Raw genomic sequence first — 26,952 nt, forward strand, 5'->3', positions numbered from 1 at the left:
GTGTTCGGGGTGGGGTAGAGCATTGCACTCGTTGATCACCACCGCCACCGGCGAGATCAACCTCCCTCTTGTGGAGCGGAGCAGCTCCTATCGGCACCGCTGAGCGCTGCGCTTTATCAGCCAGCAGAGGCGGATGTTGCTAAAGCGGCACGGACGACGTACCGCGACCGAGCAAAGGGCCGGCCGTCGAAGTCGGATGTAACGCTACTTCGTTGCCTTGAAAGCAACGTTTCCGTTCTGAAGGTTTGGGCTGCGTATCGAAAGTCGTCGCACGCGATTGTCAGTGCTGCGACAGGGAGCACGACTTCGTCGGTTTCCGAAGGCGTCGCCATTCCCACCGGGATCCTGATCGTTAAGGGCCCTCGCCGAACGGGGAGGGCCTTGGAAATGATCACCAGTTGAAGGGCCCTTGAACGCGGTGCGCGACGTTTCCGCCTTCCGGCATGTAGTGGATCACGAATGACTTGCGCGTGCTCCCTGGGGCGACATAATCGGCGCCGCCGTGCACGAGCATCCCATGCCAGAAAAGGACCTCGCCCTTTTTCGCGAGGAACTCTTTGCGCTCGTATTTCGATGCAACCTCTTCAACGTACTCTTGATACCGATCTGATTGCTCGGGGGATGATGTGCGGCGTTGAGTCTGCGGGTAGTTATCGAACTCGCTGAAAAGTGGCTCGCGGTGCGATTTCGGGAAATAGACCAGCGGCCCAGAGCCGGGCTTGATGTCTTCGAGCGCAACCCACACGCCGATAAGCGCATTCATCGGCCATGTGTGGAAGACGCATGTGTCCTGATGCAGAAGTTGCATGCTTCCCTTTGAAAAGGTCAGCGAGAAGTGCGGCACGGCTGCGCGATCGAGTAGTGCGGAACAGATGCGGATAGCCTGCTTGTTGCGAAAGATCTTCGCGGCGGCCTGGTTATACAGATGGAACTCGCCGATGCGCCAGTTCGATTCCTCTCTCGCTTGACTGCGAGTTTCGCGCGGAAGGGAAAGTAGGTCGTTATGCGGCATGTGAGTCGTCTTGACTCCGTCGACGATGACGTCCGAGATGGCCAGGCCGTCGATCGCTTTGTCGGCGAACCAGGCGCTATCGACTTCTGAGGCATAGGCTTCCAGGTCGGCGAGGCCAAATACGTCCGGCATCGTGAAGTAGCCGTCTGTTACCCATTTAGACAGCAAATCGCGCTCGTCTGCGCTGAGCCCCCACCGAGCCGCGATTTCCGGAACTCGCGTTAACGCGTCGGGTTCTTCAAACCAAAGCTTGTAAGTCCGCTCGTTTTTCCAGTCGATGATGCCTGACCGGGTTGCCGCCCGTCGTTCAAAGGCTCTTTTAACTTTTGAGATTATCGAGTTCATGCAGGTCCTCGGAAATAACGCAGGAGTTTGAAAGTCCAGACGGTGTGGCTGCTCGCAGAATATCGACGAATGGATTTAACCGCCGCCTTCGGGCGGATTTTTTATGGGATTTCTGGTGGATACTGAGGCGCTCGCCGAAGCCGGGTGCGCTACTTTAAGTGAACTGGGCGTAGTCTTCGCGGACCCCCGGCGCCGCTCGGAGGGGCAGCACGACCGAACGATTCTACAGTACGGGATGCGATTTTGAGCCAGGCGAAGTCGTAAAGCGCATTCGAGATTTTTTGCAGTGCACACATATATGACGAGTTATGCGTTCGGAACGGCAATCGGCAACTTCAATCGAGCCGTCAAAGCGGTTTCCGAGAAACTCGACAAGCTCGACAAAAAGGCGGACAAGCATTGACCCTAAGCGCCAGCCCAGCTGGTCGGGTCGCGGCGTGCGGGGCAAGCGCAGCGAAGTTCGCTGTCTTGTTGCCGTGCTCGAGCGTTCCGCAGCACTAACCTCGATTCAGTACTAGAAGCAAGGCTTCGCTGTTCGGCGCAACGACCGGGAGGCGCGCGCAAACCCACCCGCGCGTCGCCTCCGAGGCGGCACCGAGGCATTCGACGCGAGGCTGCGGTGTTCCCCAGCAATGGTGCTAAAACCCCTACGAATACGGGGAGCAACGTTGGCGGAGCCCCCCGGCACGATATTTGCAAAAATTTTGTGTCTACCCGCTTGGCAGAGTGCTCAAGAGGTCGTATGATGGCGGTCTTTCGTTTTCAGCGTAGATGCAGATCGACGTTGAGGGCGGAGTCTGACGAAGATGTGGCACTGATCAGTAGCAACCATGCTTGCCTTAGCCGGGCAAGGGCGGGAGATCGGTGGTCAAGTAGGTGTCGGGAAGAGAGTGAAAATAATCTTCCGGATGTGCTTGACAGGTGTGCGATGCACCCCCATAATCGTCAGTTCTCTACGGAGGGGTGCCCGAGTGGCTAAAGGGGGCAGACTGTAAATCTGTTGGCTTACGCCTACGTTGGTTCGAATCCAACCTCCTCCACCAAGATTATCAGCGCAGTGAGCGGTAAGGAATCGGTTGTGGCCCGTGCGGGTGTAGCTCAATGGTAGAGCAGAAGCCTTCCAAGCTTACGACGAGGGTTCGATTCCCTTCACCCGCTCCAGACCGCGAAGTTGAAGCGTTAAGCGCCCATGTGGCTCAGTGGTAGAGCACTCCCTTGGTAAGGGAGAGGTCGGCAGTTCGATCCTGCCCATGGGCACCAGCAGTAAAAAGTCAGTGTCTTGTTTGCGCGCGGCGCAACCTGTGAAATTCCTTTTGGGAGTCGAAAATGGCCAAGGGTAAATTCGAGCGGACCAAGCCGCACGTGAACGTTGGTACGATTGGTCACGTTGACCACGGCAAGACGACGCTGACGGCAGCGATCACGACGGTTCTGACGAAGAAGTTCGGCGGCGAAGCGAAGGCATACGACCAGATCGACGCGGCACCGGAAGAAAAGGCGCGCGGCATCACGATCAACACGGCACACGTCGAGTACGAAACGGCTAACCGCCACTACGCACACGTCGACTGCCCGGGCCACGCTGACTATGTGAAGAACATGATCACGGGCGCAGCGCAGATGGACGGCGCGATCCTGGTTTGCTCGGCAGCTGACGGCCCGATGCCGCAGACGCGTGAGCACATCCTGCTGGCCCGTCAGGTTGGCGTTCCGTACATCATCGTGTTCCTGAACAAGTGCGACATGGTGGACGACGCTGAACTGCTCGAGCTGGTCGAGATGGAAGTTCGCGAACTCCTGTCGAAGTACGACTTCCCGGGCGACGACACGCCGATCGTGAAGGGTTCGGCGAAGCTGGCGCTGGAAGGCGACACGGGCGAGCTGGGCGAAGTGGCGATCATGAGCCTGGCCGACGCGCTGGACACGTACATCCCGACGCCGGAGCGTGCAGTTGACGGCGCGTTCCTGATGCCGGTGGAAGACGTGTTCTCGATCTCGGGCCGTGGTACGGTTGTGACGGGTCGCGTTGAGCGCGGCATCGTGAAGGTCGGCGAAGAAATCGAAATCGTCGGTATCAAGCCGACGGTGAAGACGACCTGCACGGGCGTTGAAATGTTCCGCAAGCTGCTGGACCAAGGTCAAGCAGGCGACAACGTTGGTATCCTGCTGCGCGGCACGAAGCGTGAAGACGTGGAGCGTGGCCAGGTTCTGGCGAAGCCGGGTTCGATCACGCCGCACACGCACTTCACGGCTGAAGTGTACGTGCTGAGCAAGGACGAAGGCGGCCGTCACACGCCGTTCTTCAACAACTACCGTCCGCAGTTCTACTTCCGTACGACGGACGTGACGGGCTCGATCGAGCTGCCGAAGGACAAGGAAATGGTGATGCCGGGCGACAACGTGTCGATCACGGTGAAGCTGATCGCTCCGATCGCGATGGAAGAAGGTCTGCGCTTCGCAATCCGCGAAGGCGGCCGTACGGTCGGCGCCGGCGTCGTCGCCAAGATCATCGAGTAAGCCAGTTATTCGTTGATCGACAGTTTTGGGGCTGGCAACAGCCGGCCCCAGCATGGTTTAGGGGTATAGCTCAACTGGCAGAGCGTCGGTCTCCAAAACCGAAGGTTGGGGGTTCGATTCCCTCTGCCCCTGCCAAAAAATAGCCACGTGTCCTACGTGGCATTTGTTTTAAGGTGTTATGGCGAATCCATCCGTCGAAACTGTAAATACCTCCGGCGATAAGCTGATGCTGGCCCTGGGCGTATTGCTGGTCTTGGCCGGATTCGTGGGCTTCTTCTGGCTGGCCAATCAGCAGTGGTATGTCCGCGGTGCCGCGTTGGCGGTAGGTATCATCGCCGGCGTGGCCGTCGGGCTGATGTCCGCCCCTGGCAAGAGCCTCATCGCCTTTGCCAAGGATTCGTACAAGGAAGTCCGGAAGGTCGTTTGGCCCACCCGCAAGGAAGCAACGCAAACCACACTCGTCGTGTTCGGTTTCGTGCTCGTGATGGCGATTTTCCTCTGGTTGAGTGACAAATCGATCGAATGGGTGATTTTCTCGGCGATTCTGGGTTGGAAATGATATGAGCGATACTCCGGCATCCCCGAGCGGAAAGCGTTGGTACGTCGTGCACGCCTACTCCGGTATGGAGAAGAGCGTGCAACGCGCGCTTCAAGAGCGCATCGAACGTGCTGGCATGCAGGACAAATTCGGTCAGATCCTGGTTCCGACCGAAGAAGTGGTCGAAGTCAAAGGCGGCCACAAGGCTGTGACCGAGCGTCGTTTCTTCCCTGGCTACGTGCTGGTGGAGATGGAAATGACGGACGAAACGTGGCACCTCGTGAAGAACACCGCGAAGGTCACCGGTTTCGTCGGCGGTGCACGTAACCGCCCGACCCCGATTTCCCCGAAGGAAGTCGAAAAGATCATGTCGCAGATGCAGGAAGGCGTCGAAAAGCCGCGCCCGAAGACCCTGTTCGAAGTCGGCGAGATGGTGCGTGTCAAGGAAGGCCCGTTCACGGACTTCAACGGCACCGTCGAAGAAGTCAACTACGAAAAATCGCGCGTGCGTGTGTCGGTCACCATCTTTGGCCGATCCACTCCGGTCGAACTCGAGTTCGGCCAGGTCGAAAAAGTTTGATCCCGATTCGGTGGGCAGCCTCGGCTGCCCACCTTCGCGCTTACGGCCCGCGTCATGGCCGTTGAGGAGCGTCAGTAGCCAGTGGCGAAAGCGCGTTATTACTCACCGAACGCCTTCTCTGGCGTTCCAATGAGGTTCACAAATGGCAAAGAAGATTATCGGCTTTATCAAGCTGCAGATCCCTGCAGGTAAAGCCAACCCGTCGCCGCCGGTCGGTCCGGCACTGGGCCAGCGCGGCCTGAACATCATGGAGTTCTGCAAGGCGTTCAACGCGCAGACTCAAGGCATGGAGCCGGGTCTGCCGGTGCCGGTGGTCATCACGGCATTCGCTGACAAGAGCTTCACGTTCGTGATGAAGACGCCGCCGGCGACCGTCCTGATCAAGAAGGCGGCGAAGGTGGACAAGGGCTCGAGCAAGCCGCATACCGACAAGGTCGGTTCGATCACGCGCGCTCAAGCCGAAGAAATCGCGAAGACCAAGATGCCGGACCTTACGGCAGCTGATCTGGACGCAGCCGTTCGCACCATCGCTGGTAGCGCACGCTCGATGGGCATCACTGTGGAGGGCGTGTAAATGGCTAAGATCTCCAAGCGCCGTCAGGCATTTGCCGCCAAGGTCGATCGTCAGAAGCTGTACGCGATCGAAGACGCACTGAGCCTCGTGAAGGAATGCGCGAGCGCGAAGTTCGACGAGTCGATCGACGTCGCAGTCCAGCTCGGCATCGATGCGAAGAAGTCGGACCAGGTCGTTCGTGGTTCGGTCGTTCTGCCGGCAGGTACGGGCAAGTCGGTTCGCGTTGCAGTGTTCGCGCAAGGCGAGAAGGCTGAACAAGCGCGTGCAGCAGGCGCGGAAATCGTCGGTATGGAAGACCTGGCAGAGCAGATCAAGGCTGGCCAGATGGACTTCGACATCGTGATCGCTTCGCCGGACACGATGCGTATCGTCGGTACGCTCGGTCAGATCCTCGGCCCGCGCGGCCTGATGCCGAACCCGAAGGTCGGTACGGTCACGCCGGACGTCGCAACCGCCGTCAAGAACGCGAAGGCTGGTCAGGTGCAATTCCGTGTCGACAAGGCCGGTATCATCCACGCGACCATCGGCCGTGCATCGTTCGAGCCGACAGCACTGCGTTCGAACCTGTCGGCGCTGATCGAAGCGCTGCAGAAGGCTAAGCCGGCAACGAGCAAGGGCGGCTACCTGCGCAAGATCGCACTGTCGAGCACGATGGGCGTCGGCGTGCGTGTCGACCAGGCTACGCTGGCAGCACAGTAAGCAAGTATTCGGGCCGCTTCGTTCGCGAAGCGGCCTACATGGGCTTTGGGCGGTTGTTCGTGCAGCAGGGCGAACAACCGGTTATCAAAGACCGTTGGTGGGGCGCAGCAGTCAGGTGATCCCTTAATTCAAGCCAACGCAGATGGCGAACCCGAAAAAGTTTTGCAGTGGTGAAGCCGCAGGCCGTGAAGCGATTCCCGGCGTGAGGTGGAAATACTCCTAACGAGGTCGGACGCCGTTGTTGAACGAGGTACGTGAGGTTTCGGCCATGCCGGCCGCGCCGAACGTATCGTTTCTGGAGGCTAACCGTGCCGCTTAATAGAGAAGACAAGCAAGCCGTCGTCGCTGAGGTTGCCGCGCAAGTCGCGAAGGCCCAGACCGTTGTGCTGGCTGAGTATCGTGGAATTGCGGTTGGCGATCTGACCAAGCTGCGCGCGAAAGCGCGTGAGCAACAGGTTTACCTGCGCGTGTTGAAGAACACGCTGGCGCGTCGCGCTGTTGAAGGTACGCCGTTTGCTCCGCTGGCAGAGCAGATGACTGGCCCGTTGATCTACGGCATCTCGGAAGATGCAATTGCTGCTGCTAAGGTCGTCAACGACTTCAGCAAGAGCAATGACAAGTTGGTCATCAAGGCTGGTTCGTTCGATGGCAAGGTGATGGACAAGGCTGGCGTGCAAGCGCTGGCAAGCATCCCGAGCCGCGAAGAACTGCTCTCGAAGCTGCTGTTCGTTATGCAATCGCCTGTTTCGGGCTTCGCGCGCGCTCTGGCCGCGCTGGCCGAGAAGAAGCAAGCGGAAGCTGCGTAATCGAACGTGCATCAGCGTCATTGATCGCTGGCTGTATCCGAATTCAATTTAGGAGTATTTCAAATGGCAATCGCAAAAGAAGACATCCTGGCAGCAGTCGAAGGGATGACCGTTCTGGAACTGAACGAACTGGTCAAGGCATTCGAAGAGAAGTTTGGCGTGTCGGCAGCTGCAGTGGCAGTCGCTGGCCCGGCAGGCGGCGGCGCTGCTGCTGCTGCTGAAGAGCAGACCGAATTCACGGTCATGCTGCTCGAAGCAGGCGGCAACAAGGTTGCAGTCATCAAGGCAGTTCGCGAACTGACGGGCCTGGGCCTGAAGGAAGCGAAGGACCTGGTTGACGGCGCACCGAAGCCCGTCAAGGAAGCGGTGCCGAAGGCTGCTGCTGACGAAGCCAAGAAGAAGCTGGAAGACGCAGGCGCGAAGGCCGAAATCAAGTAAGTTTCGGCTCGCTGCGCGAAGGCTGGCGGTATTTTCACCGCCGGCCTTTTTGTGCTTTGTGGGGACGTTATTCTGGCACTCATTCGGGAGCCCGAATAATCGGCCCCAGAAGCCAAAGAAAACCGCCTGATCGTTGTCATTGGTCACGAATGGCGGTTCTCTTTGTCTTCTGAAGCGACTGCAGAAGGCAAGTTTGGTCGGGTAGCGGGCAACACAGGCATCCGCTGCCGTCAGCCAGCGGTTGGTAGCGGCCAACCACCAAGCTTCTCGGCTCGTTCAAGCCGTCGAACGGCCATCGGGTCTCAGTCGGTGAACACTCGGGTTTGAAACGTCAAGGTATTCCGCCTCGATAGCACCCGCCGTGATTCGGAGATCGTATGCAATATTCCTTCACCGAGAAGAAGCGCATTCGCAAGAGTTTCGCGAAGCGCCCCATCGTTCACCAAGTTCCGTTCTTGCTGGCTACCCAGCTTGAATCATTCAGCACGTTTCTGCAAGCCGATGTGCCGGCCACACAACGCAAGCCTGAAGGTTTGCAGGCCGCGTTCACATCGGTATTTCCCATTGTTTCGCACAACGGTTTCGCGCGCCTTGAGTTCGTGAGCTATGCGCTGTCCTCGCCGGCATTCAACATCAAGGAATGCCAGCAGCGTGGCCTGACGTACTGCTCCGCGCTGCGCGCGAAGGTCCGCCTTGTCATCCTCGACAAGGAATCGCCGAACAAGCCGGTCGTCAAGGAAGTGAAAGAGCAGGAAGTGTACATGGGCGAAATGCCGCTCATGACGCCGACGGGCTCGTTCGTCATCAACGGCACCGAGCGTGTCATCGTCTCGCAGCTGCACCGTTCGCCGGGCGTGTTCTTCGAACACGACAAGGGCAAGACGCACAGCTCGGGCAAGCTGCTGTTCTCGGCACGGATCATTCCGTACCGCGGCTCGTGGCTCGACTTCGAATTCGACCCGAAGGACATCCTGTACTTCCGCGTCGACCGTCGCCGCAAGATGCCGGTCACGATCCTGCTGAAGGCCATCGGCCTCACGCCGGAACAGATCCTCGCGAACTTCTTCGTGTTCGACAACTTCACGCTGATGGACGAAGGCGCGCAACTCGAGTTCGTGCCCGAGCGCCTGCGTGGTGAAGTCGCGCGTTTCGACATCACGGATCGTGATGGCAAGGTCATCGTCCAGAAGGACAAGCGGATCAACGCGAAGCACATTCGCGACCTCGAAGCCGCGAAGACCAAGTTCATCTCGGTGCCGGAAGACTATCTGCTCGGTCGCGTGCTGGCGAAGAACGTCGTCGACGGCGATACCGGCGAAGTGATCGCGAGCGCGAACGACGAAGTCACGGAAAGCGTGCTCGAGAAGCTGCGCGAAGCGGGCATCAAGGACATCCAGACGCTCTACACGAACGACCTGGACCAGGGGCCGTACATCTCGTCGACGCTGCGTGTCGACGAAACGACCGACAGGACGGCCGCGCGCATCGCGATCTACCGCATGATGCGTCCGGGCGAGCCGCCGACCGAAGAAGCGGTCGAGGCACTGTTCAACCGTCTGTTCTACAGCGAAGAAGCGTACGACCTGTCGAAGGTCGGCCGTATGAAGTTCAACCGCCGCGTCAGCCGTGATGAAATCACCGGCCCGATGACGCTGCAGGACGACGACATCCTCGCGACGATCAAGATCCTCGTCGAGCTGCGCAACGGCAAGGGCGAAGTGGACGATATCGACCACCTCGGCAACCGTCGCGTGCGTTGCGTCGGCGAACTGGCGGAAAACCAGTTCCGCGCAGGTCTCGTGCGTGTCGAGCGCGCAGTCAAGGAACGCCTCGGCCAGGCCGAAAGCGAAAACCTGATGCCGCACGACCTGATCAACTCGAAGCCGATTTCGTCGGCGATCCGCGAGTTCTTCGGTTCGTCGCAGCTGTCGCAGTTCATGGACCAGACCAACCCGCTGTCGGAAATCACGCACAAGCGACGTGTTTCCGCACTGGGCCCGGGCGGTCTGACGCGCGAACGCGCAGGCTTCGAAGTTCGTGACGTGCACCCGACCCACTATGGCCGTGTGTGCCCGATCGAAACGCCGGAAGGTCCGAACATCGGTCTGATCAACTCGCTCGCACTGTATGCGCACCTGAACGAGTATGGCTTCCTCGAGACGCCGTACCGCAAGGTCGTGGACAGCAAGGTGACCGACCAGATCGATTACCTGTCGGCGATCGAAGAAGGCCGCTACATGATCGCGCAGGCAAACGCCGCGATCGACGAGAACGGCCAGCTGATCGACGAACTCGTGTCGTCGCGTGAAGCCGGCGAAACGATGATGGTCACGCCGGACCGTATCCAGTACATGGACGTTGCGCCGTCGCAGATCGTGTCGGTGGCAGCTTCGCTGATTCCGTTCCTTGAACACGATGACGCGAACCGTGCACTGATGGGTTCGAACATGCAGCGTCAGGCCGTGCCGTGTCTGCGTCCGGAAAAGCCGGTCGTCGGTACGGGCATCGAGCGCACCTGTGCGGTCGACTCGGGTACGACGGTTCAGGCGTTCCGTGGCGGCGTCGTCGACTATGTCGACGCAGGCCGTATCGTGATTCGCGTGAACGACGACGAAGCAGTCGCAGGTGAAGTCGGTGTCGACATCTACAACCTGATCAAGTACACGCGTTCGAACCAGAACACGAACATCAACCAGCGTCCGATCGTGAAGATGGGCGACAAGGTCTCGCGCGGCGACGTGCTGGCCGACGGCGCCTCGACGGACCTGGGCGAGCTCGCGCTCGGCCAGAACATGCTGATCGCGTTCATGCCGTGGAACGGCTACAACTTCGAGGATTCGATCCTGATCTCGGAGAAGGTCGTTGCGGACGATCGCTACACGTCGATCCACATCGAAGAGCTGAACGTCGTTGCACGTGACACGAAGCTCGGGCCGGAAGAAATCACGCGCGACATCTCGAATCTGGCTGAAGTCCAGCTCGGCCGTCTCGACGAATCGGGCATCGTGTACATCGGTGCGGAAGTCGAAGCAGGCGACGTGATGGTCGGCAAGGTCACGCCGAAGGGCGAGACCCAGCTGACGCCGGAAGAGAAGCTGCTGCGCGCGATCTTCGGCGAGAAGGCCTCGGACGTGAAGGACACGTCGCTGCGCGTGCCGTCGGGCATGAGCGGCACCGTGATCGACGTCCAGGTGTTCACGCGTGAAGGCATCCAGCGCGACAAGCGCGCGCAACAGATTATCGACGACGAACTGAAGCGCTATCGTCTCGACCTGAACGACCAGCTGCGCATCGTGGAAGGCGACGCGTTCCAGCGTCTCGCGCGCATGCTCGTGGGCAAGGTCGCGAACGGCGGTCCGAAGAAGCTCGCGAAGGGCACGAAGATCGACCAGGCTTACCTGGAAGACCTCGACCACTACCACTGGTTCGACATCCGCCTCGCGGACGACGAAGCAGCGGCGCAGCTCGAAGCGATCAAGAACTCGATCGAAGAAAAGCGTCACCAGTTCGACCTCGCGTTCGAAGAGAAGCGCAAGAAGCTCACGCAAGGCGACGAACTGCCGCCGGGCGTGCTGAAGATGGTCAAGGTGTACCTCGCGGTCAAGCGTCGCCTGCAGCCTGGCGACAAGATGGCAGGCCGTCACGGTAACAAGGGTGTCGTGTCGAAGATCGTTCCGATCGAAGACATGCCGTACATGGCCGATGGCCGTCCGGCAGACGTCGTGCTGAACCCGCTGGGCGTTCCGTCGCGGATGAACGTGGGTCAGGTTCTGGAAGTGCACCTCGGCTGGGCCGCGAAGGGCCTCGGCTGGCGTATCGGCGAAATGCTGCAGCGTCAGGCGAAGATCGAGGAAATGCGCGTGTTCCTGACGAAGATCTACAACGACTCGGGCCGCCAGGAAGACCTGGAAAGCTTCACCGACGACGAGATCCTCGAACTCGCGAAGAACCTGCGCGAAGGCGTGCCGTTTGCAACGCCGGTGTTCGACGGTGCGACCGAGGAAGAAATGGGCAAGATGCTCAACCTCGCGTTCCCGGACGACATCGCGGAACAACTCGGCATGAACCCGTCGAAGAACCAGGTCCGCCTGTACGACGGCCGCACGGGCGAAATGTTCGAACGTCGCGTGACGCTCGGCTACATGCACTACCTGAAGCTGCACCACTTGGTCGACGACAAGATGCACGCGCGTTCGACCGGCCCGTACTCGCTCGTCACGCAGCAGCCGCTGGGTGGTAAGGCGCAGTTCGGTGGCCAGCGTTTCGGTGAAATGGAAGTGTGGGCACTCGAAGCGTACGGAGCGTCCTACGTGCTGCAGGAAATGCTGACGGTGAAGTCGGACGACGTGAACGGCCGTACCAAGGTTTATGAAAACCTGGTCAAGGGCGATCACGTGATCGATGCAGGCATGCCGGAATCCTTCAACGTGCTCGTGAAGGAAATCCGCTCGCTCGGTATCGACATCGATCTCGACCGCAATTAATCGGACTACGGAGAGAAAGCAATGAAAGCTCTGCTCGATCTATTCAAGCAAGTCCAACAGGAAGAAGTTTTCGACGCGATCAAGATCGGTCTGGCCTCGCCGGACAAGATCCGTTCGTGGTCGTTCGGTGAAGTGAAGAAGCCGGAGACCATCAACTACCGTACGTTCAAGCCGGAACGCGATGGTCTCTTCTGCGCGAAGATCTTCGGGCCGATCAAGGACTACGAGTGCCTGTGCGGCAAGTACAAGCGTCTGAAGCACCGCGGCGTGATCTGCGAGAAGTGCGGCGTCGAAGTGACGCTGGCGAAGGTGCGTCGCGAACGGATGGGCCACATCGAGCTGGCCTCGCCGGTCGCTCACATCTGGTTCCTGAAGTCGCTGCCGTCGCGTCTGGGCATGGTGCTCGACATGACGCTGCGCGACATCGAACGCGTGCTGTACTTCGAAGCCTACGTGGTGATCGAACCGGGCATGACGCCGCTGAAGGCGCGGCAGATCATGACCGAAGAGGATTACTACAACAAGGTCGAGGAATACGGCGACGAATTCCGTGCCGAAATGGGCGCGGAAGGCGTGCGTGAACTGCTGCGCGCGATCAACATCGACGAGCAGGTCGAGACGCTGCGCACCGAGCTGAAGAACACCGGCTCGGAAGCGAAGATCAAGAAGTACGCGAAGCGCCTGAAGGTCCTCGAGGCATTCCAGCGCTCGGGCATCAAGCCCGAGTGGATGATCCTCGAAGTGCTGCCGGTGCTGCCGCCGGAACTGCGTCCGCTCGTGCCGCTGGACGGCGGCCGTTTCGCGACGTCGGACCTGAACGACCTGTATCGCCGCGTGATCAACCGTAACAACCGGTTGAAGCGTCTGCTCGAGCTGAAGGCTCCTGAAATCATCGTCCGCAACGAAAAGCGGATGCTGCAGGAAGCCGTCGACTCGCTGCTCGACAACGGTCGTCGCGGCAAGGCGATGACGGGCGCGAACAAGCGTCCGCTGAAGTCGCTCGCCGACATGATCAAGGGTAAGGGCGGTCGTTTCCGTCAGAACCTGCTGGGCAAGCGCGTCGACTACTCGGGCCGTTCGGTCATCGTGGTCGGCCCGACGCTGAAGCTGCACCAGTGCGGTCTGCCGAAGCTGATGGCGCTCGAGCTGTTCAAGCCGTTCATCTTCAACAAGCTGGAAGTGATGGGCGTCGCGACGACCATCAAGGCTGCGAAGAAGGAAGTCGAGAACCAGACGCCGGTGGTGTGGGACATCCTCGAAGAGGTGATCCGCGAGCACCCGGTGATGCTGAACCGGGCGCCGACGCTGCACCGTCTCGGTATCCAGGCGTTCGAGCCGGTGCTGATCGAAGGTAAGGCAATCCAGCTGCACCCGCTCGTCTGCGCGGCGTTCAACGCCGACTTCGACGGTGACCAGATGGCTGTTCACGTGCCGCTGTCGCTCGAAGCGCAGATGGAAGCACGCACGCTGATGCTGGCGTCGAACAACGTGCTGTTCCCGGCTAACGGCGATCCGTCGATCGTGCCGTCGCAGGATATCGTGCTGGGTCTGTACTACGCGACCCGCGAAGCGGTCAATGCGAAGGGCGAAGGCCTGTCGTTCACCGGCGTGTCGGAAGTGCTCCGCGCGTACGAGAACAAGGAAGTCGAGCTGGCCTCGCGCGTCAACGTGCGGATCACCGAAATGGTCCACAACGAAGACACGTCGGAAGGCGCGCCGCAATTCGTGCCGAAGATCTCGCTGTACGCGACGACCGTCGGTCGCGCGATCCTGTCGGAGATCCTGCCGCACGGCCTGCCGTTCTCGGTGCTGAACAAGCCGCTGAAGAAGAAGGAAATCTCGCGCCTGATCAACACGGCGTTCCGCAAGTGCGGTCTGCGTGCGACGGTGGTGTTTGCCGACCAGCTGATGCAGTCGGGTTTCCGTCTCGCGACGCGTGCCGGCATCTCGATCTGCGTGGACGACATGCTCGTGCCGCCGCAGAAGGAAACGATCGTCGGCGACGCCGCGAAGAAGGTGAAGGAGTACGACCGTCAGTACATGTCGGGTCTCGTCACCGCGCAGGAACGCTACAACAACGTGGTCGACATCTGGTCGGCAACGTCGGAAGCGGTCGGCAAGGCGATGATGGAGCAGCTGTCGACGGAGCCGGTGACGGACCGCGACGGCAACGAAACGCGCCAGGAATCGTTCAACTCGATCTACATGATGGCCGACTCGGGCGCCCGGGGTTCGGCGGTGCAGATTCGTCAGCTGGCCGGTATGCGTGGCCTGATGGCGAAGCCGGACGGCTCGATTATCGAGACGCCGATTACCGCGAACTTCCGCGAAGGCCTGAACGTGTTGCAGTACTTCATCTCGACCCACGGTGCACGTAAGGGTCTGGCTGATACGGCACTGAAGACCGCGAACTCGGGTTACCTGACGCGTCGTCTCGTTGACGTCACGCAGGATCTGGTCGTGGTGGAAGACGATTGCGGCACGTCGAACGGCGTGGCAATGAAGGCACTCGTCGAAGGCGGTGAAGTCGTCGAAGCGCTGCGCGACCGTATCCTCGGCCGCGTTGCGGTCGCGGACGTCGTGAACCCGGAAACGCAGGAAACGGTGTACGAATCGGGCATGCTGCTCGACGAAACGGCGGTCGAGGAAATCGAACGCCTCGGCATCGACGAAGTGCGCGTGCGCACGCCGCTGACCTGCGAAACGCGTTACGGCCTGTGCGCAGCCTGCTACGGCCGCGACCTCGGCCGCGGCTCGCTCGTGAACGTCGGCGAAGCAGTCGGCGTGATCGCGGCACAGTCGATCGGTGAGCCGGGCACGCAGCTGACGATGCGTACGTTCCACATCGGTGGTGCGGCATCGCGTGCGGCAGTGGCTTCGTCGGTCGAAGCGAAGAGCAACGGTATCGTCCGCTTCACGGCGACGATGCGTTACGTCACCAACGCGAAGGGCGAGCAGATCGTCATTTCGCGTTCGGGCGAGGCGCTGATCACCGACGACTTCGGCCGCGAGCGCGAGCGTCACAAAGTGCCGTACGGCGCGACGCTGCTGCAGCTCGATGGCGTGACCATCAAGGCCGGTACGCAACTCGCGACGTGGGATCCGATGACGCGTCCGATCATCACCGAGTACGGTGGTACGGTGAAGTTCGAGAACGTCGAGGAAGGCGTGACCGTCGCGAAGCAGATCGACGACGTGACCGGTCTGTCGACCCTGGTCGTGATCGACGTGAAGCGCCGCGGTTCGCAGGCTTCGAAGAGCGTGCGTCCGCAGGTGAAGCTGCTCGACGCGAACGGCGACGAAGTGAAGATCCCGGGCACGGAGCATGCGGTGCAGATCGGCTTCCAGGTCGGCGCACTGATCACCGTGAAGGACGGTCAGCAAGTGCAGGTCGGTGAAGTGCTCGCACGTATCCCGACGGAAGCGCAGAAGACGCGTGACATTACCGGCGGTCTGCCGCGGGTGGCGGAACTGTTCGAAGCGCGTTCGCCGAAGGATGCCGGCATTCTCGCGGAAGTCACCGGTACGACGTCGTTCGGTAAGGACACGAAGGGCAAGCAGCGTCTCGTCATCACGGATCTCGAGGGCAACCAGCACGAGTTCCTGATCGCGAAGGAAAAGCAGGTTCTGGTTCACGATGCTCAGGTCGTCAACAAGGGCGAAATGATCGTGGACGGTCCGGCCGATCCGCACGACATCCTGCGTCTGCAGGGTATCGAGGCACTGTCGCGCTACATCGTCGACGAAGTGCAGGACGTGTATCGTCTGCAGGGCGTGAAGATCAACGACAAGCACATCGAGGTGATCGTTCGCCAGATGCTGCGTCGTGTGCAGATCACCGACAACGGCGATACGCGCTTCATCCCGGGCGAACAGGTCGAACGTTCCGACATGCTGGACGAGAACGATCGCATGATCGCCGACGACAAGCGTCCGGCTTCGTACGACAACGTGCTGCTCGGTATCACGAAGGCATCGCTGTCGACCGACTCGTTCATCTCCGCGGCATCGTTCCAGGAAACGACCCGCGTGCTGACCGAAGCGGCGATCATGGGCAAGCGCGACGATCTGCGCGGCCTGAAGGAAAACGTGATCGTCGGCCGTCTGATTCCGGCCGGTACGGGTCTCGCGTTCCACAAGGCACGCAAGGCGAAGGAATCGTCGGATCGCGAGCGTTTCGACCAGATCGCAGCGGAAGAATCGTTCGACTTCGGCACGCCTAGCGCGCCGGCAGAAGAGCCGCAGCAACACCCGGCAGCCGAGTAAGTGCGGGCGGCGCGAGCCGCCTTGCCTTGCTGTCATCGCTGTCATCGAAACCGCCCGGTTCTGCCGGGCGGTTTTTTTTCATCTGTCGTTCACGCGCATGACGGGCCTGCGCCGTGCCGCCGGAGGTCGCTTGCGAGCCAGGCGTCGCCTGGCTGCAGGTGCCGCCGCAGCCATCGCAATCACTCGCACCGCGGCCTTGGCAGGCCCGTCATGCGCGCGAACGAATCCTGGCCAATCGGCCAAAACCGCACGATTCGCCACGCGTCGCGCGAGCGGGTTGTTAAAATTGCGGTCATCGTTTAGCCGTCTCTGCCCTCATTCATGTCCCGCGCCCTCGAAATCCTCGACGAAGTATTTGGTTACCCCGCATTTCGCGGCCAGCAGGGCGAGATCGTCGAACACGTCGCCGGCGGCGGCGATTGCCTCGTGCTGATGCCGACCGGCGGCGGCAAGTCGCTGTGCTACCAGATCCCGGCGCTGCTGCGCCGCGAGGCCGGGCAGGGCGCCGGCATCGTCGTGTCGCCGTTGATCGCGCTGATGCAGGACCAGGTCGCCGCACTGAGGGAAGTGGGCGTGCGCGCGGCATACCTGAATTCGACGCTGTCGGGCGCCGAGGCCGCGGCGACCGAGCGCGCGCTGCGCGAAGGCGAAATCGACCTGCTGTACGTCGCGCCGGAACGGCTGATGACGGGGCGCTTCCTCGACCTGCTCGAGCGCGCGAAGATCGGCCTGTTCGCGATCGACGAAGCGCACTGCGTGTCGCAATGGGGGCACGACTTCCGCCCGGAATACATCCAGCTGTCGGTGCTGCACGAGCGGTTTCCGTCGGTGCCGCGCGTCGCGCTGACCGCCACGGCCGACGCGATCACGCGCGACGAGATCATCCACCGTCTCGCGCTCGACGACGCGCGCGTGTTCGTGTCGAGCTTCGACCGCCCGAACATCCGCTACCGGATCGTCGAAAAGGACAACGCGCGTTCGCAGCTGCTCGATTTCATCCGCGCCGAACACACGAATGCCGACGGTACGACGGATGCGGGCGTCGTCTATTGCCTGTCGCGCCGCAAGGTCGAGGAAACGGCCGAATGGTTGAAGGCGCAGGGGGTGCGAGCGCTGCCGTATCACGCAGGGATGGAGTTCGAGGTGCGGCAGAAGCACCAGGAAATGTTCCAGCGCGAGGAAGGCATCGTCATGTGCGCGACGATCGCGTTCGGCATGGGCATCGACAAGCCGGACGTGCGCTTCGTCGCGCACCTGGATCTGCCGAAGAGCGTCGAAGGTTACTACCAGGAAACGGGCCGCGCCGGCCGCGACGGGATGCCCGCAAATGCGTGGATGGCGTACGGTCTCGGCGACGTCGTCCAGCAGCGCAAGATGATCGACGAGTCCGATGCGGACGACGCGCACAAGCGCGTCCAGACGTCGAAGCTCGACGCGCTGCTCGGGCTGTGCGAGACGATCTCGTGCCGTCGCGTGCGGCTGCTGAACTACTTCGGCGAGGAGAGCAAGCCGTGCGGCAACTGCGACACGTGCCTCGAGCCGCCCGATTCGTGGGACGCCACGCGTGAGGCGCAGATGGCGCTGTCGTGTGTGTTCCGTGCGCAGCGCGCGAGTGGCTTCAATTTCGGCTCGAGCCACCTGATCGAGATCCTGCGCGGCGGGCGCACCGAGAAGGTGTTGCAGCGCGGCCACGACCAGCTCACGACGTTCGGCATCGGCGCGTCGCTGTCGGAGCCGGAGTGGCGCGCGATTTTCCGGCAGCTCGTCGCGTACGGCTACCTGGCCGTCGATCATGGCGGCTTCGGCGCGCTCGTGCTGACCGAGGCCGCGAAGCCCGTGCTGAAGAACGAGGAGAAGGTCACGCTGCGCCGCTACGTGAAGCCGCAGCGTACGCGCCAGTCGTCGAGCCGCAGCGGTACGCGCGTCGATCCGACGGCCGGCATGGGCACGCGTGAGCGCGCGCGGTGGGATGCACTGCGCGCATGGCGTGCGGAAACGGCGAAGACGGACGGCGTGCCGGCCTATGTGATCTTCCACGACGCGACGCTCGCCGAGATCGCACGCAACGCGCCGGAGTCGATCGACGACCTGCGCCATATCCCCGGCATGGGCGTGCGCAAGCTGGAGCGCTTCGGCGACGAGATCATCGACGTCGTCGAGTCGGCCTGACACAGGCGTTCCGACCCTTCCGGTAAACCACGCGTCCGGCTGGCGGATCACGCAAGCCGTTGACTTAGTTGGTATTTCCGGAATATGATGCTGGGTTCCGGTATTCGGTGGGACGAGTTGCGTTCGAAAGTTCGCCCCGTTTCGCCGGTTCGGAAGTCAACTGTGCGTCGATTCTCGCTTTGCCCGAAATCGATGCGCAGATTTTGTTCAATTTCAGGAATAAACAATGCCAACCATCAACCAACTGGTTCGCAAAGGCCGTCAGTCGGAAACGACGAAGAGCAAGAGCCCGGCCCTGCAGGACTGCCCCCAGCGTCGCGGCGTGTGCACCCGTGTGTACACGACGACGCCGAAGAAGCCTAACTCGGCACTCCGTAAGGTCGCCAAGGTTCGTCTGACGAACGGCTTCGAAGTGATTTCGTACATCGGCGGTGAAGGCCACAACCTGCAGGAACACTCGGTTGTGCTGATCCGCGGCGGCCGTGTGAAGGACTTGCCGGGTGTGCGTTACCACATGGTTCGCGGCTCGCTGGATACCCAGGGCGTCAAGGACCGTAAGCAAGCGCGCTCGAAGTACGGCGCGAAGCGTGCAAAGGCTGCCAAGTAAGCAGTTTTTGATCAGGGATCGCCGCAGGGCGGTCAAGGCGGGAGTGCCGGATTGCCGGTGCTGTCGAGTAAGTGGTCACCCGGCCAAGCTGGTTAGTCGTGAAGATGTGATCGGGTTTGTTGGTGGCCGCGGAGCTGGAACCAGCTCCAACTGAACAAGTAAAGGAAGAATCATGCCGCGTCGTCGCGAAGTCCCTAAGCGGGAAGTGTTGCCGGATCCGAAGTTCGGTAACGTTGATGTAGCCAAGTTCATGAACATGCTGATGCTGTCCGGCAAGAAGTCGGTCGCAGAGCGCATCGTTTATGGCGCATTCGAACAAATCCAGACCAAGGGTGGCAAGGACCCGCTGGAAGTGTTCACGGTTGCGCTCAACAACGTCAAGCCGGTGGTCGAAGTGAAGAGCCGTCGCGTTGGTGGTGCCAACTATCAAGTTCCGGTCGAAGTGCGCCCGTCGCGTCGTATGGCATTGGCGATGCGCTGGCTGCGTGAGGCTGCGAAGAAGCGTAGCGAGAAGTCGATGGCCCTGCGCCTGGCAGGTGAACTCTCCGAAGCGGCCGAAGGCCGTGGCGGCGCGATGAAGAAGCGCGACGAAGTTCACCGCATGGCAGAAGCCAACCGCGCGTTCTCGCATTTCCGTTTCTAAGCGCCTGGCTGGGCTTTTAGCGGAAATAAATTCCGGGCGGGTGCGCTTTTCAGGCGCCTCGCCCGTTTGTGTTGAAGCACGATGCAGCGGCGCTGCATCGTGTCATCCCAGTAGAGGATCAAAGTGGCTCGCAAGACTCCTATCGAGCGCTACCGCAATATCGGTATTAGCGCTCACATCGACGCCGGCAAAACGACGACGACCGAGCGCATTCTGTTTTACACCGGTGTGAACCACAAGATCGGTGAAGTCCACGACGGCGCAGCCACGATGGACTGGATGGAGCAGGAACAGGAGCGTGGCATCACGATCACGTCCGCTGCTACCACCGCCTTCTGGAAGGGCATGGCCGGCGACCGTCCGGAACACCGCATCAACATCATCGACACCCCGGGCCACGTCGACTTCACGATTGAAGTCGAGCGCTCGATGCGCGTGCTCGACGGCGCATGCATGGTGTATTGCGCAGTGGGCGGCGTGCAGCCGCAGTCGGAAACGGTGTGGCGCCAGGCGAACAAGTACAAGGTGCCCCGTCTCGCGTTCGTCAACAAGATGGACCGTACCGGCGCGAACTTCTTCAAGGTCTACGACCAGCTCCGTCTGCGCCTGAAGGCGAACCCGGTTCCGGTCGTGGTGCCGATCGGCGCGGAAGAAGGCTTCAAGGGTGTCGTCGACCTGATCAAGATGAAGGCGATCATTTGGGACGAGGCATCGCAAGGTACCAAGTTCGACTACGTGGACATCCCGGCGGAACTCGTCGACACGTGCAATGAATGGCGTGAAAAGATGGTCGAAGCGGCTGCCGAGTCGAGCGAAGAGCTGATGAATCAGTATCTCGAAGCGGGCGACCTGGCCGAAGCCGAGATCTTGAAGGGTCTGCGTGACCGTACGATCGCGTGCGAAATTCAGCCGATGCTGTGCGGTACCGCATTCAAGAACAAGGGCGTGCAGCGTATGCTCGACGCCGTGATCGATTTCCTGCCGTCGCCGATCGACATCCCGCCGGTTACGGGTGAACTCGAAAATGGCGAGAAGACGGAACGCCGTGCGTCCGACGACGAGAAGTTCTCGGCACTCGCGTTCAAGATCATGACCGACCCGTTCGTCGGCCAGCTGATCTTCTTCCGCGTCTACTCGGGCGTCGTCAATTCGGGCGACACGCTGCTCAATGCGACCAAGGACAAGAAGGAACGTCTCGGCCGTATTCTGCAGATGCACGCGAACCAGCGCGAAGAAATCAAGGAAGTTCGCGCAGGCGACATCGCTGCTGCGGTCGGCCTGAAGGAAGCGACCACGGGCGACACGCTGTGCGATCCGGCACATCCGATCGTGCTCGAACGCATGATTTTCCCGGAGCCGGTGATTTCGCAGGCCGTCGAGCCGAAGACGAAGGCTGACCAGGAAAAGATGGGCCTGGCGCTCAACCGTCTCGCTCAGGAAGATCCGTCGTTCCGCGTGCAGACCGACGAAGAATCGGGTCAAACCATCATTTCGGGCATGGGCGAGCTCCACCTCGAAATTCTGGTCGACCGGATGAAGCGCGAATTCGGCGTGGAAGCGACCGTCGGCAAGCCGCAGGTGGCATACCGCGAAACCATTCGCAAGTCGGCCGCGGACGTCGAAGGCAAGTTCGTCAAGCAGTCGGGTGGTCGTGGTCAGTACGGCCATGCGGTCATTACGCTTGAGCGCAGCGAACTGGGCAAGGGCTACGAGTTCGTCGACGCGATCAAGGGCGGCGTGATTCCGCGTGAATACATCCCGTCGGTTGACAAGGGTATCCAGGAAACGCTGAAGAGCGGCGTGCTGGCTGGCTTCCCGGTTGTCGACGTGAAGGTCACGCTGACGTTCGGTTCGTACCACGACGTCGACTCGAACGAAAATGCGTTCCGCATGGCCGGTTCGATGGCGTTCAAGGAAGCGATGCGTCGTGCGGATCCGGTTCTGCTCGAGCCGATGATGGCCGTGGAAGTGGAAACGCCGGAAGACTTCATGGGTAACGTGATGGGCGACCTGTCGGGTCGTCGCGGCATCATCCAGGGCATGGACGACATGGTTGGCGGCGGCAAGATCGTGCGCGCCGAAGTGCCGCTGTCGGAAATGTTCGGCTACTCGACGTCGCTGCGTTCGCTGACGCAGGGTCGCGCAACGTACACGATGGAATTCAAGCACTACGCTGAAGCTCCGAAGAACGTTGCAGAAGCGATCATCAGCGCGAAGACGAAGTAATTCGTTATCACAATCGATTATTTTTGAAAGAAGAGAATCATGGCAAAAGGTAAATTCGAGCGGACCAAGCCGCACGTGAACGTTGGTACGATTGGTCACGTTGACCACGGCAAGACGACGCTGACGGCAGCGATCACGACGGTTCTGACGAAGAAGTTCGGCGGCGAAGCGAAGGCATACGACCAGATCGACGCGGCACCGGAAGAAAAGGCGCGCGGCATCACGATCAACACGGCACACGTCGAGTACGAAACGGCTAACCGCCACTACGCACACGTCGACTGCCCGGGCCACGCTGACTATGTGAAGAACATGATCACGGGCGCAGCGCAGATGGACGGCGCGATCCTGGTTTGCTCGGCAGCTGACGGCCCGATGCCGCAGACGCGTGAGCACATCCTGCTGGCCCGTCAGGTTGGCGTTCCGTACATCATCGTGTTCCTGAACAAGTGCGACATGGTGGACGACGCTGAACTGCTCGAGCTGGTCGAGATGGAAGTTCGCGAACTCCTGTCGAAGTACGACTTCCCGGGCGACGACACGCCGATCGTGAAGGGTTCGGCGAAGCTGGCGCTGGAAGGCGACACGGGCGAGCTGGGCGAAGTGGCGATCATGAGCCTGGCCGACGCGCTGGACACGTACATCCCGACGCCGGAGCGTGCAGTTGACGGCGCGTTCCTGATGCCGGTGGAAGACGTGTTCTCGATCTCGGGCCGTGGTACGGTTGTGACGGGTCGCGTTGAGCGCGGCATCGTGAAGGTCGGCGAAGAAATCGAAATCGTCGGTATCAAGCCGACGGTGAAGACGACCTGCACGGGCGTTGAAATGTTCCGCAAGCTGCTGGACCAAGGTCAAGCAGGCGACAACGTTGGTATCCTGCTGCGCGGCACGAAGCGTGAAGACGTGGAGCGTGGCCAGGTTCTGGCGAAGCCGGGTTCGATCACGCCGCACACGCACTTCACGGCTGAAGTGTACGTGCTGAGCAAGGACGAAGGCGGCCGTCACACGCCGTTCTTCAACAACTACCGTCCGCAGTTCTACTTCCGTACGACGGACGTGACGGGCTCGATCGAGCTGCCGAAGGACAAGGAAATGGTGATGCCGGGCGACAACGTGTCGATCACGGTGAAGCTGATCGCTCCGATCGCGATGGAAGAAGGTCTGCGCTTCGCAATCCGCGAAGGCGGCCGTACGGTCGGCGCCGGCGTCGTCGCCAAGATCATCGAGTAATATCGACGATCCGCGGATCCCGGCGGGGTCCGCGATTCCGCGGTAGTGGTTTTACCGTCGAAACCGGGTGTCCAGCTTGCGCTGGCACCCGGTTTTGTTTTTTCGGTACGCCGATGTGCGGGGCGAGAAACTCGCACCATCGCTCCAGAATTTCGTGTAGAATCGCGGGCTTAGCAGTGGAAGTACCGTTCGGAACTTGATGTCTCGCTCCCCGCAGGCGTCATGTTTCGCGTTCTTTTAGTGTCCGGCGATGCAACATCGCCTCGCTCTTTCCAAGGAATCGTCATGCAGCAACAGAAAATCCGCATTCGCCTGAAGGCATTCGACTATCGTCTGATCGATCAATCGGCTGCCGAGATCGTCGATACCGCGAAGCGGACTGGCGCAATCGTCCGTGGCCCGGTGCCGCTGCCGACGCGCATTCAGCGTTTTGACATCCTGCGTTCGCCGCACGTCAACAAGACGTCGCGCGATCAGCTCGAAATCCGTACCCACCAGCGCCTGATGGACATCGTCGATCCGACCGACAAGACGGTTGACGCGCTGATGAAGCTCGACCTGCCGGCTGGCGTCGACGTGGAAATCAAGCTGCAGTAAGGCTTCCGGCGCCGATCGGCAAGCCGGGCGGCGCTAAGTCTTTGATTGCTTGCGGAAAACGCGAGGTCGGGCTATAATGCTTGGCTTTTCGCGTATTCGCGGAAAAAAGTTGGGCCTTGCGTGCCCGGCATTTTGTAAATCAGCCCCGACCAATCGCAGTCGGGAATGGAGAAAATGATGAGCCTTGGACTCGTAGGTCGCAAGGTTGGCATGACCCGTATCTTCACGGCGGAAGGGGATTCGATTCCCGTCACCGTGCTGGACGTGTCGGACAACCGCGTGACGCAGATCAAGACTGTTGAAACCGACGGCTACACGGCCGTGCAGGTTGCATTCGGCTCCCGTCGTGCATCGCGCGTGACGAAGCCGCTGGCAGGTCATCTCGCCAAAGCCGGTGTCGAAGCCGGTGAAATCCTCAAGGAATTCCGCATTGACGCGGCCAAGGCAGCTGAGCTGTCGAATGGCGCCGTGGTCGGTGCAGATCTTTTCGAAGTGGGCCAGAAGGTCGACGTGCAAGGCGTGTCGATCGGTAAGGGCTACGCCGGTACGATCAAGCGTTACAACTTCTCCTCCGGCCGTGCTACGCACGGTAACTCGCGCTCGCACAACGTGCCGGGCTCGATCGGTATGGCGCAAGATCCGGGTCGTGTTTTCCCGGGTAAACGCATGACGGGTCACATGGGTGACGTGACGGTGACGGTGCAGAACCTCGAAATCGCTCGTATCGACGCAGAGCGCAAGCTGCTGCTCGTGAAGGGTGCGATTCCGGGCGCGAAGGGCGGCAAAGTCTTCGTGACGCCGGCCGTCAAGACCAAGGGGGCGAAATAATGGAACTCAAGCTCCTGAACGAAAATGGTCAGGAAGGTGCAGTGGTCAACGCATCGGACGTCGTGTTCGGTCGTGACTACAACGAAGCGCTGATCCACCAGGTCGTCGTCGCTTACCAGGCGAATGCTCGCCAGGGTAACCGCGCACAGAAGGACCGTGAGCAAGTCAAGCACACGACGAAGAAGCCGTGGCGCCAGAAGGGTACGGGCCGCGCTCGTGCCGGTATGTCGTCGAGCCCGTTGTGGCGTGGCGGTGGTCGTATCTTCCCGAATTCGCCGGAAGAAAACTTCTCGCACAAGGTCAACAAGAAGATGCATCGCGCAGGTCTCTGCTCGATCTTCTCGCAGCTGGCCCGTGAAGGCCGTCTGTCGGTCGTCGAGGACATCATCCTCGAAGCGCCGAAGACCAAGCTGCTGGCCGAAAAATTCAAGACCATGGGTCTCGACTCCGTTCTGATCATTACGGATACGGTCGACGAGAACCTGTACCTGGCATCGCGCAACCTGCCGCACGTGGCAATTGTCGAGCCGCGCTACGCTGACCCGCTCTCGCTGATCTACTTCAAGAAAGTGCTGGTCACGAAGGCTGCGGTCGCCCAGATCGAGGAGTTGCTGTCATGAGCGAGATTCGCAAGAACGATCATCGTTTGATGCAGGTCCTGCTCGCACCGGTGATCTCGGAAAAGGCGACGCTGGTTGCCGACAAGAACGAGCAAGTCGTGTTCGAAGTCGCACCGGATGCCACGAAGCAGGAAGTGAAGGCGGCTGTCGAGCTGCTGTTCAAGGTTGAAGTTGATTCCGTCAACGTGCTGGTTCAGAAGGGCAAGCAAAAGCGCTTTGGCCGTTCGATGGGCCGCCGCAAGGACGTGAAGAAGGCGTACGTTTGCCTGAAGCCCGGCCAGGAAATCAACTTTGAAGCGGAGGCCAAGTAATCATGGCAATCGTTAAAGTTAAGCCGACATCGCCGGGTCGCCGCGCGATGGTCAAGGTGGTCAACAAGAATCTGCACCAGGGCAAGCCGTTCGCGGCACTGCTCGACTCGCAGAGCTCGACCGCCGGTCGTAACAACAACGGCCGTATCACCACGCGTCACAAGGGTGGTGGTCACAAGCAACACTATCGTATCGTCGATTTCCGTCGCACGAAGGATGGCATCCCGGCAAAGGTCGAGCGTCTCGAGTACGACCCGAACCGTAGCGCGAACATCGCGCTGGTGCTCTACGCAGACGGCGAACGTCGCTACATCATCGCCCCGAAGGGCCTGACCGTCGGCCAACAGCTGATGTCGGGTTCGGAAGCGCCGATCCGCGCAGGCAACACGCTGCCGATCCGCAACATTCCGGTCGGTACGACGATCCACTGCATCGAGATGCTGCCGGGCAAGGGCGCGCAAATGGCGCGTTCGGCTGGTACGTCGGCAATGCTGCTGGCACGTGAAGGCGTCTACGCGCAGGTTCGTCTGCGTTCGGGCGAAATCCGCCGCGTGCACATCGAGTGCCGTGCAACGATCGGTGAAGTCGGCAACGAAGAGCATAGCCTGCGCCAGATCGGCAAGGCTGGCGCGAACCGCTGGCGCGGTATCCGCCCGACGGTGCGTGGCGTTGCGATGAACCCGGTTGATCACCCGCACGGTGGTGGTGAGGGCAAGACGGCTGCAGGTCGCGATCCGGTTAGCCCGTGGGGTACGCCGGCTAAGGGTTATCGCACCCGTAGCAACAAGCGCACGACGACGATGATCGTCCAGCGCCGTCACAAGCGTTAAGGAGTAGGCAATGGCACGTTCTGTTAAAAAAGGTCCGTTCTGCGACGCCCATTTGCTGAAGAAAGTTGAGGCGGCTGCAGCTTCGCGCGACAAAAAGCCGATCAAGACCTGGTCGCGTCGCTCGACGATTCTGCCGGATTTCATCGGCCTGACGATCGCTGTTCACAACGGCCGTCAACACGTTCCGGTGTACATCTCGGAAAACATGGTCGGCCACAAGCTTGGCGAGTTCGCACTGACCCGTACGTTCAAGGGTCACGCAGCCGACAAGAAGGCCAAGAAATAAGGGGCAATCAAGATGGAAGTGAAAGCAATTCATCGCGGTGCCCGCATCTCGGCGCAAAAAACGCGCCTTGTGGCTGACCAGATCCGCGGTTTGCCGGTCGACAAGGCGCTGAACGTTCTGACGTTCTCGCCGAAGAAAGCGGCTGGCATCGTGAAGAAGGTTGTGCTGTCGGCAATCGCGAATGCGGAGCACAACGAAGGCGCCGATATCGACGAGCTCAAGATCAAGAGCATCTTCGTCGACAAGGCTGCATCGCTCAAGCGTTTCACCGCGCGCGCCAAGGGCCGCGGTAACCGCATCGAGAAGCAATCCTGTCACATCACTGTGACGGTCGGGAATTAAGGAG

22 protein-coding genes and 4 tRNA genes are annotated in these 26,952 nt (G+C 60.6%); 25 read left to right on the top strand and 1 reads right to left on the bottom strand.

Features of this window, described 5'->3' with window-relative positions:
* Nucleotides 1-391 precede the first annotated feature (391 nt).
* Nucleotides 392-1,357, bottom strand: coding sequence for a phytanoyl-CoA dioxygenase family protein (locus JYJ84_RS02075; protein WP_174963615.1), 966 nt, complete (start codon nt 1,355-1,357; stop codon nt 392-394).
* Between the two features lie 957 nt (nt 1,358-2,314).
* Between JYJ84_RS02075 and JYJ84_RS02080 the strand changes: the two genes are divergently transcribed.
* The 25 genes from JYJ84_RS02080 to rplV all read left to right on the top strand — a co-directional run bounded on the left by JYJ84_RS02080 (nt 2,315) and on the right by rplV (nt 26,948).
* Nucleotides 2,315-2,400: transfer RNA gene (locus JYJ84_RS02080), tRNA-Tyr, on the top strand.
* A gap of 44 nt (nt 2,401-2,444) precedes the next feature.
* Nucleotides 2,445-2,518: transfer RNA gene (locus JYJ84_RS02085), tRNA-Gly, on the top strand.
* A gap of 24 nt (nt 2,519-2,542) precedes the next feature.
* Nucleotides 2,543-2,617 (top strand) — tRNA-Thr (locus JYJ84_RS02090).
* Between the two features lie 66 nt (nt 2,618-2,683).
* A complete protein-coding gene (gene tuf, locus JYJ84_RS02095) occupies nt 2,684-3,874 on the top strand; it encodes an elongation factor Tu (protein ID WP_011350666.1) in 1,191 nt (396 codons plus the stop codon).
* A 59-nt stretch (nt 3,875-3,933) separates the two neighbouring features.
* Nucleotides 3,934-4,009 (top strand) — tRNA-Trp (locus JYJ84_RS02100).
* Nucleotides 4,010-4,052: 43 nt separating this feature from the next.
* Nucleotides 4,053-4,433 carry a preprotein translocase subunit SecE gene (gene secE, locus JYJ84_RS02105; RefSeq protein WP_006482892.1) on the top strand — a complete coding sequence of 127 codons (381 nt, stop codon included), beginning with the start codon at nt 4,053-4,055 and terminating at the stop codon, nt 4,431-4,433.
* A gap of 1 nt (nt 4,434) precedes the next feature.
* The gene (gene nusG / locus JYJ84_RS02110; protein WP_006400672.1) at nt 4,435-4,992 is read left to right on the top strand and encodes a transcription termination/antitermination protein NusG; all 558 of its coding nucleotides are present in this window, start codon (nt 4,435-4,437) and stop codon (nt 4,990-4,992) included.
* A 142-nt stretch (nt 4,993-5,134) separates the two neighbouring features.
* Nucleotides 5,135-5,566, top strand: a complete 432-nt coding sequence (gene rplK, locus JYJ84_RS02115) for a 50S ribosomal protein L11 (RefSeq protein ID WP_006477201.1) — start codon at nt 5,135-5,137, stop codon at nt 5,564-5,566.
* Nucleotides 5,567-6,265: a 50S ribosomal protein L1 gene (rplA, locus tag JYJ84_RS02120; RefSeq protein ID WP_175223643.1), complete on the top strand. Its 699-nt coding sequence runs from the start codon at nt 5,567-5,569 to the stop codon at nt 6,263-6,265.
* Between the two features lie 308 nt (nt 6,266-6,573).
* The gene (gene rplJ, locus JYJ84_RS02125) at nt 6,574-7,071 is read left to right on the top strand and encodes a 50S ribosomal protein L10 (protein ID WP_038715103.1); all 498 of its coding nucleotides are present in this window, start codon (nt 6,574-6,576) and stop codon (nt 7,069-7,071) included.
* A 63-nt stretch (nt 7,072-7,134) separates the two neighbouring features.
* The gene (rplL, locus tag JYJ84_RS02130; RefSeq protein WP_011350669.1) at nt 7,135-7,509 is read left to right on the top strand and encodes a 50S ribosomal protein L7/L12; all 375 of its coding nucleotides are present in this window, start codon (nt 7,135-7,137) and stop codon (nt 7,507-7,509) included.
* 377 nt (nt 7,510-7,886) lie between these two features.
* Nucleotides 7,887-11,993, top strand: a complete 4,107-nt coding sequence (gene rpoB / locus JYJ84_RS02135) for a DNA-directed RNA polymerase subunit beta (RefSeq protein ID WP_175223644.1) — start codon at nt 7,887-7,889, stop codon at nt 11,991-11,993.
* Nucleotides 11,994-12,014: 21 nt separating this feature from the next.
* Entirely contained in the window at nt 12,015-16,259 is a 4,245-nt protein-coding gene (gene rpoC / locus JYJ84_RS02140) for a DNA-directed RNA polymerase subunit beta' (RefSeq protein ID WP_122944195.1), read from the top strand.
* Nucleotides 16,260-16,580: 321 nt separating this feature from the next.
* The gene (recQ, locus tag JYJ84_RS02145; protein WP_174963393.1) at nt 16,581-18,428 is read left to right on the top strand and encodes a DNA helicase RecQ; all 1,848 of its coding nucleotides are present in this window, start codon (nt 16,581-16,583) and stop codon (nt 18,426-18,428) included.
* Between the two features lie 226 nt (nt 18,429-18,654).
* On the top strand, nt 18,655-19,035 hold the full coding sequence (rpsL, locus tag JYJ84_RS02150; protein ID WP_006400662.1) for a 30S ribosomal protein S12: 381 nt from the start codon (nt 18,655-18,657) through the stop codon (nt 19,033-19,035).
* Nucleotides 19,036-19,207: 172 nt separating this feature from the next.
* The gene (rpsG, locus tag JYJ84_RS02155) at nt 19,208-19,678 is read left to right on the top strand and encodes a 30S ribosomal protein S7 (protein WP_006477195.1); all 471 of its coding nucleotides are present in this window, start codon (nt 19,208-19,210) and stop codon (nt 19,676-19,678) included.
* A 123-nt stretch (nt 19,679-19,801) separates the two neighbouring features.
* The gene (gene fusA / locus JYJ84_RS02160; protein ID WP_122944197.1) at nt 19,802-21,904 is read left to right on the top strand and encodes an elongation factor G; all 2,103 of its coding nucleotides are present in this window, start codon (nt 19,802-19,804) and stop codon (nt 21,902-21,904) included.
* A 39-nt stretch (nt 21,905-21,943) separates the two neighbouring features.
* Complete coding sequence (tuf, locus tag JYJ84_RS02165) at nt 21,944-23,134, top strand: elongation factor Tu (RefSeq protein WP_011350666.1); 1,191 nt, start codon at nt 21,944-21,946, stop codon at nt 23,132-23,134.
* A gap of 285 nt (nt 23,135-23,419) precedes the next feature.
* Nucleotides 23,420-23,731 (top strand): 30S ribosomal protein S10, encoded by a 312-nt coding sequence (gene rpsJ / locus JYJ84_RS02170; protein WP_004199280.1) that lies wholly within the window; start codon nt 23,420-23,422, stop codon nt 23,729-23,731.
* A gap of 177 nt (nt 23,732-23,908) precedes the next feature.
* Nucleotides 23,909-24,559 carry a 50S ribosomal protein L3 gene (gene rplC / locus JYJ84_RS02175; RefSeq protein ID WP_006482922.1) on the top strand — a complete coding sequence of 217 codons (651 nt, stop codon included), beginning with the start codon at nt 23,909-23,911 and terminating at the stop codon, nt 24,557-24,559.
* Nucleotides 24,559-25,179: a 50S ribosomal protein L4 gene (rplD, locus tag JYJ84_RS02180; RefSeq protein ID WP_011350675.1), complete on the top strand. Its 621-nt coding sequence runs from the start codon at nt 24,559-24,561 to the stop codon at nt 25,177-25,179. The genes rplC and rplD overlap by 1 nt, the downstream gene beginning before the upstream one ends.
* Nucleotides 25,176-25,490: a 50S ribosomal protein L23 gene (gene rplW, locus JYJ84_RS02185; RefSeq protein ID WP_004199275.1), complete on the top strand. Its 315-nt coding sequence runs from the start codon at nt 25,176-25,178 to the stop codon at nt 25,488-25,490. The genes rplD and rplW overlap by 4 nt, the downstream gene beginning before the upstream one ends.
* Nucleotides 25,491-25,492: 2 nt before the next feature.
* Nucleotides 25,493-26,320 (top strand): 50S ribosomal protein L2, encoded by an 828-nt coding sequence (gene rplB / locus JYJ84_RS02190; protein ID WP_006482900.1) that lies wholly within the window; start codon nt 25,493-25,495, stop codon nt 26,318-26,320.
* Between the two features lie 10 nt (nt 26,321-26,330).
* On the top strand, nt 26,331-26,606 hold the full coding sequence (gene rpsS / locus JYJ84_RS02195; protein WP_004199273.1) for a 30S ribosomal protein S19: 276 nt from the start codon (nt 26,331-26,333) through the stop codon (nt 26,604-26,606).
* Between the two features lie 12 nt (nt 26,607-26,618).
* Entirely contained in the window at nt 26,619-26,948 is a 330-nt protein-coding gene (gene rplV / locus JYJ84_RS02200) for a 50S ribosomal protein L22 (RefSeq protein ID WP_114175686.1), read from the top strand.
* Nucleotides 26,949-26,952 lie beyond the last annotated feature (4 nt).

Origin of the sequence: Burkholderia sp. LMG 13014, from assembly GCF_905232215.1 — a bacterium.
Lineage (GTDB): Bacteria > Pseudomonadota > Gammaproteobacteria > Burkholderiales > Burkholderiaceae > Burkholderia.

What these genes read in the sequence shown, in the direction of transcription:
- JYJ84_RS02075 (WP_174963615.1), bottom strand. Translation starts at nt 1,357, where the DNA reads ATGAACTCGATAATCTCAAAAGTTAAAAGAGCCTTTGAACGACGGGCG.
- tuf (WP_011350666.1), top strand. Translation starts at nt 2,684, where the DNA reads ATGGCCAAGGGTAAATTCGAGCGGACCAAGCCGCACGTGAACGTTGGT.
- secE (WP_006482892.1), top strand. Translation starts at nt 4,053, where the DNA reads ATGGCGAATCCATCCGTCGAAACTGTAAATACCTCCGGCGATAAGCTG.
- nusG (WP_006400672.1), top strand. Translation starts at nt 4,435, where the DNA reads ATGAGCGATACTCCGGCATCCCCGAGCGGAAAGCGTTGGTACGTCGTG.
- rplK (WP_006477201.1), top strand. Translation starts at nt 5,135, where the DNA reads ATGGCAAAGAAGATTATCGGCTTTATCAAGCTGCAGATCCCTGCAGGT.
- rplA (WP_175223643.1), top strand. Translation starts at nt 5,567, where the DNA reads ATGGCTAAGATCTCCAAGCGCCGTCAGGCATTTGCCGCCAAGGTCGAT.
- rplL (WP_011350669.1), top strand. Translation starts at nt 7,135, where the DNA reads ATGGCAATCGCAAAAGAAGACATCCTGGCAGCAGTCGAAGGGATGACC.
- rpoB (WP_175223644.1), top strand. Translation starts at nt 7,887, where the DNA reads ATGCAATATTCCTTCACCGAGAAGAAGCGCATTCGCAAGAGTTTCGCG.
- rpoC (WP_122944195.1), top strand. Translation starts at nt 12,015, where the DNA reads ATGAAAGCTCTGCTCGATCTATTCAAGCAAGTCCAACAGGAAGAAGTT.
- recQ (WP_174963393.1), top strand. Translation starts at nt 16,581, where the DNA reads ATGTCCCGCGCCCTCGAAATCCTCGACGAAGTATTTGGTTACCCCGCA.
- rpsL (WP_006400662.1), top strand. Translation starts at nt 18,655, where the DNA reads ATGCCAACCATCAACCAACTGGTTCGCAAAGGCCGTCAGTCGGAAACG.
- rpsG (WP_006477195.1), top strand. Translation starts at nt 19,208, where the DNA reads ATGCCGCGTCGTCGCGAAGTCCCTAAGCGGGAAGTGTTGCCGGATCCG.
- tuf (WP_011350666.1), top strand. Translation starts at nt 21,944, where the DNA reads ATGGCAAAAGGTAAATTCGAGCGGACCAAGCCGCACGTGAACGTTGGT.
- rpsJ (WP_004199280.1), top strand. Translation starts at nt 23,420, where the DNA reads ATGCAGCAACAGAAAATCCGCATTCGCCTGAAGGCATTCGACTATCGT.
- rplC (WP_006482922.1), top strand. Translation starts at nt 23,909, where the DNA reads ATGAGCCTTGGACTCGTAGGTCGCAAGGTTGGCATGACCCGTATCTTC.
- rplD (WP_011350675.1), top strand. Translation starts at nt 24,559, where the DNA reads ATGGAACTCAAGCTCCTGAACGAAAATGGTCAGGAAGGTGCAGTGGTC.
- rplW (WP_004199275.1), top strand. Translation starts at nt 25,176, where the DNA reads ATGAGCGAGATTCGCAAGAACGATCATCGTTTGATGCAGGTCCTGCTC.
- rplB (WP_006482900.1), top strand. Translation starts at nt 25,493, where the DNA reads ATGGCAATCGTTAAAGTTAAGCCGACATCGCCGGGTCGCCGCGCGATG.
- rpsS (WP_004199273.1), top strand. Translation starts at nt 26,331, where the DNA reads ATGGCACGTTCTGTTAAAAAAGGTCCGTTCTGCGACGCCCATTTGCTG.
- rplV (WP_114175686.1), top strand. Translation starts at nt 26,619, where the DNA reads ATGGAAGTGAAAGCAATTCATCGCGGTGCCCGCATCTCGGCGCAAAAA.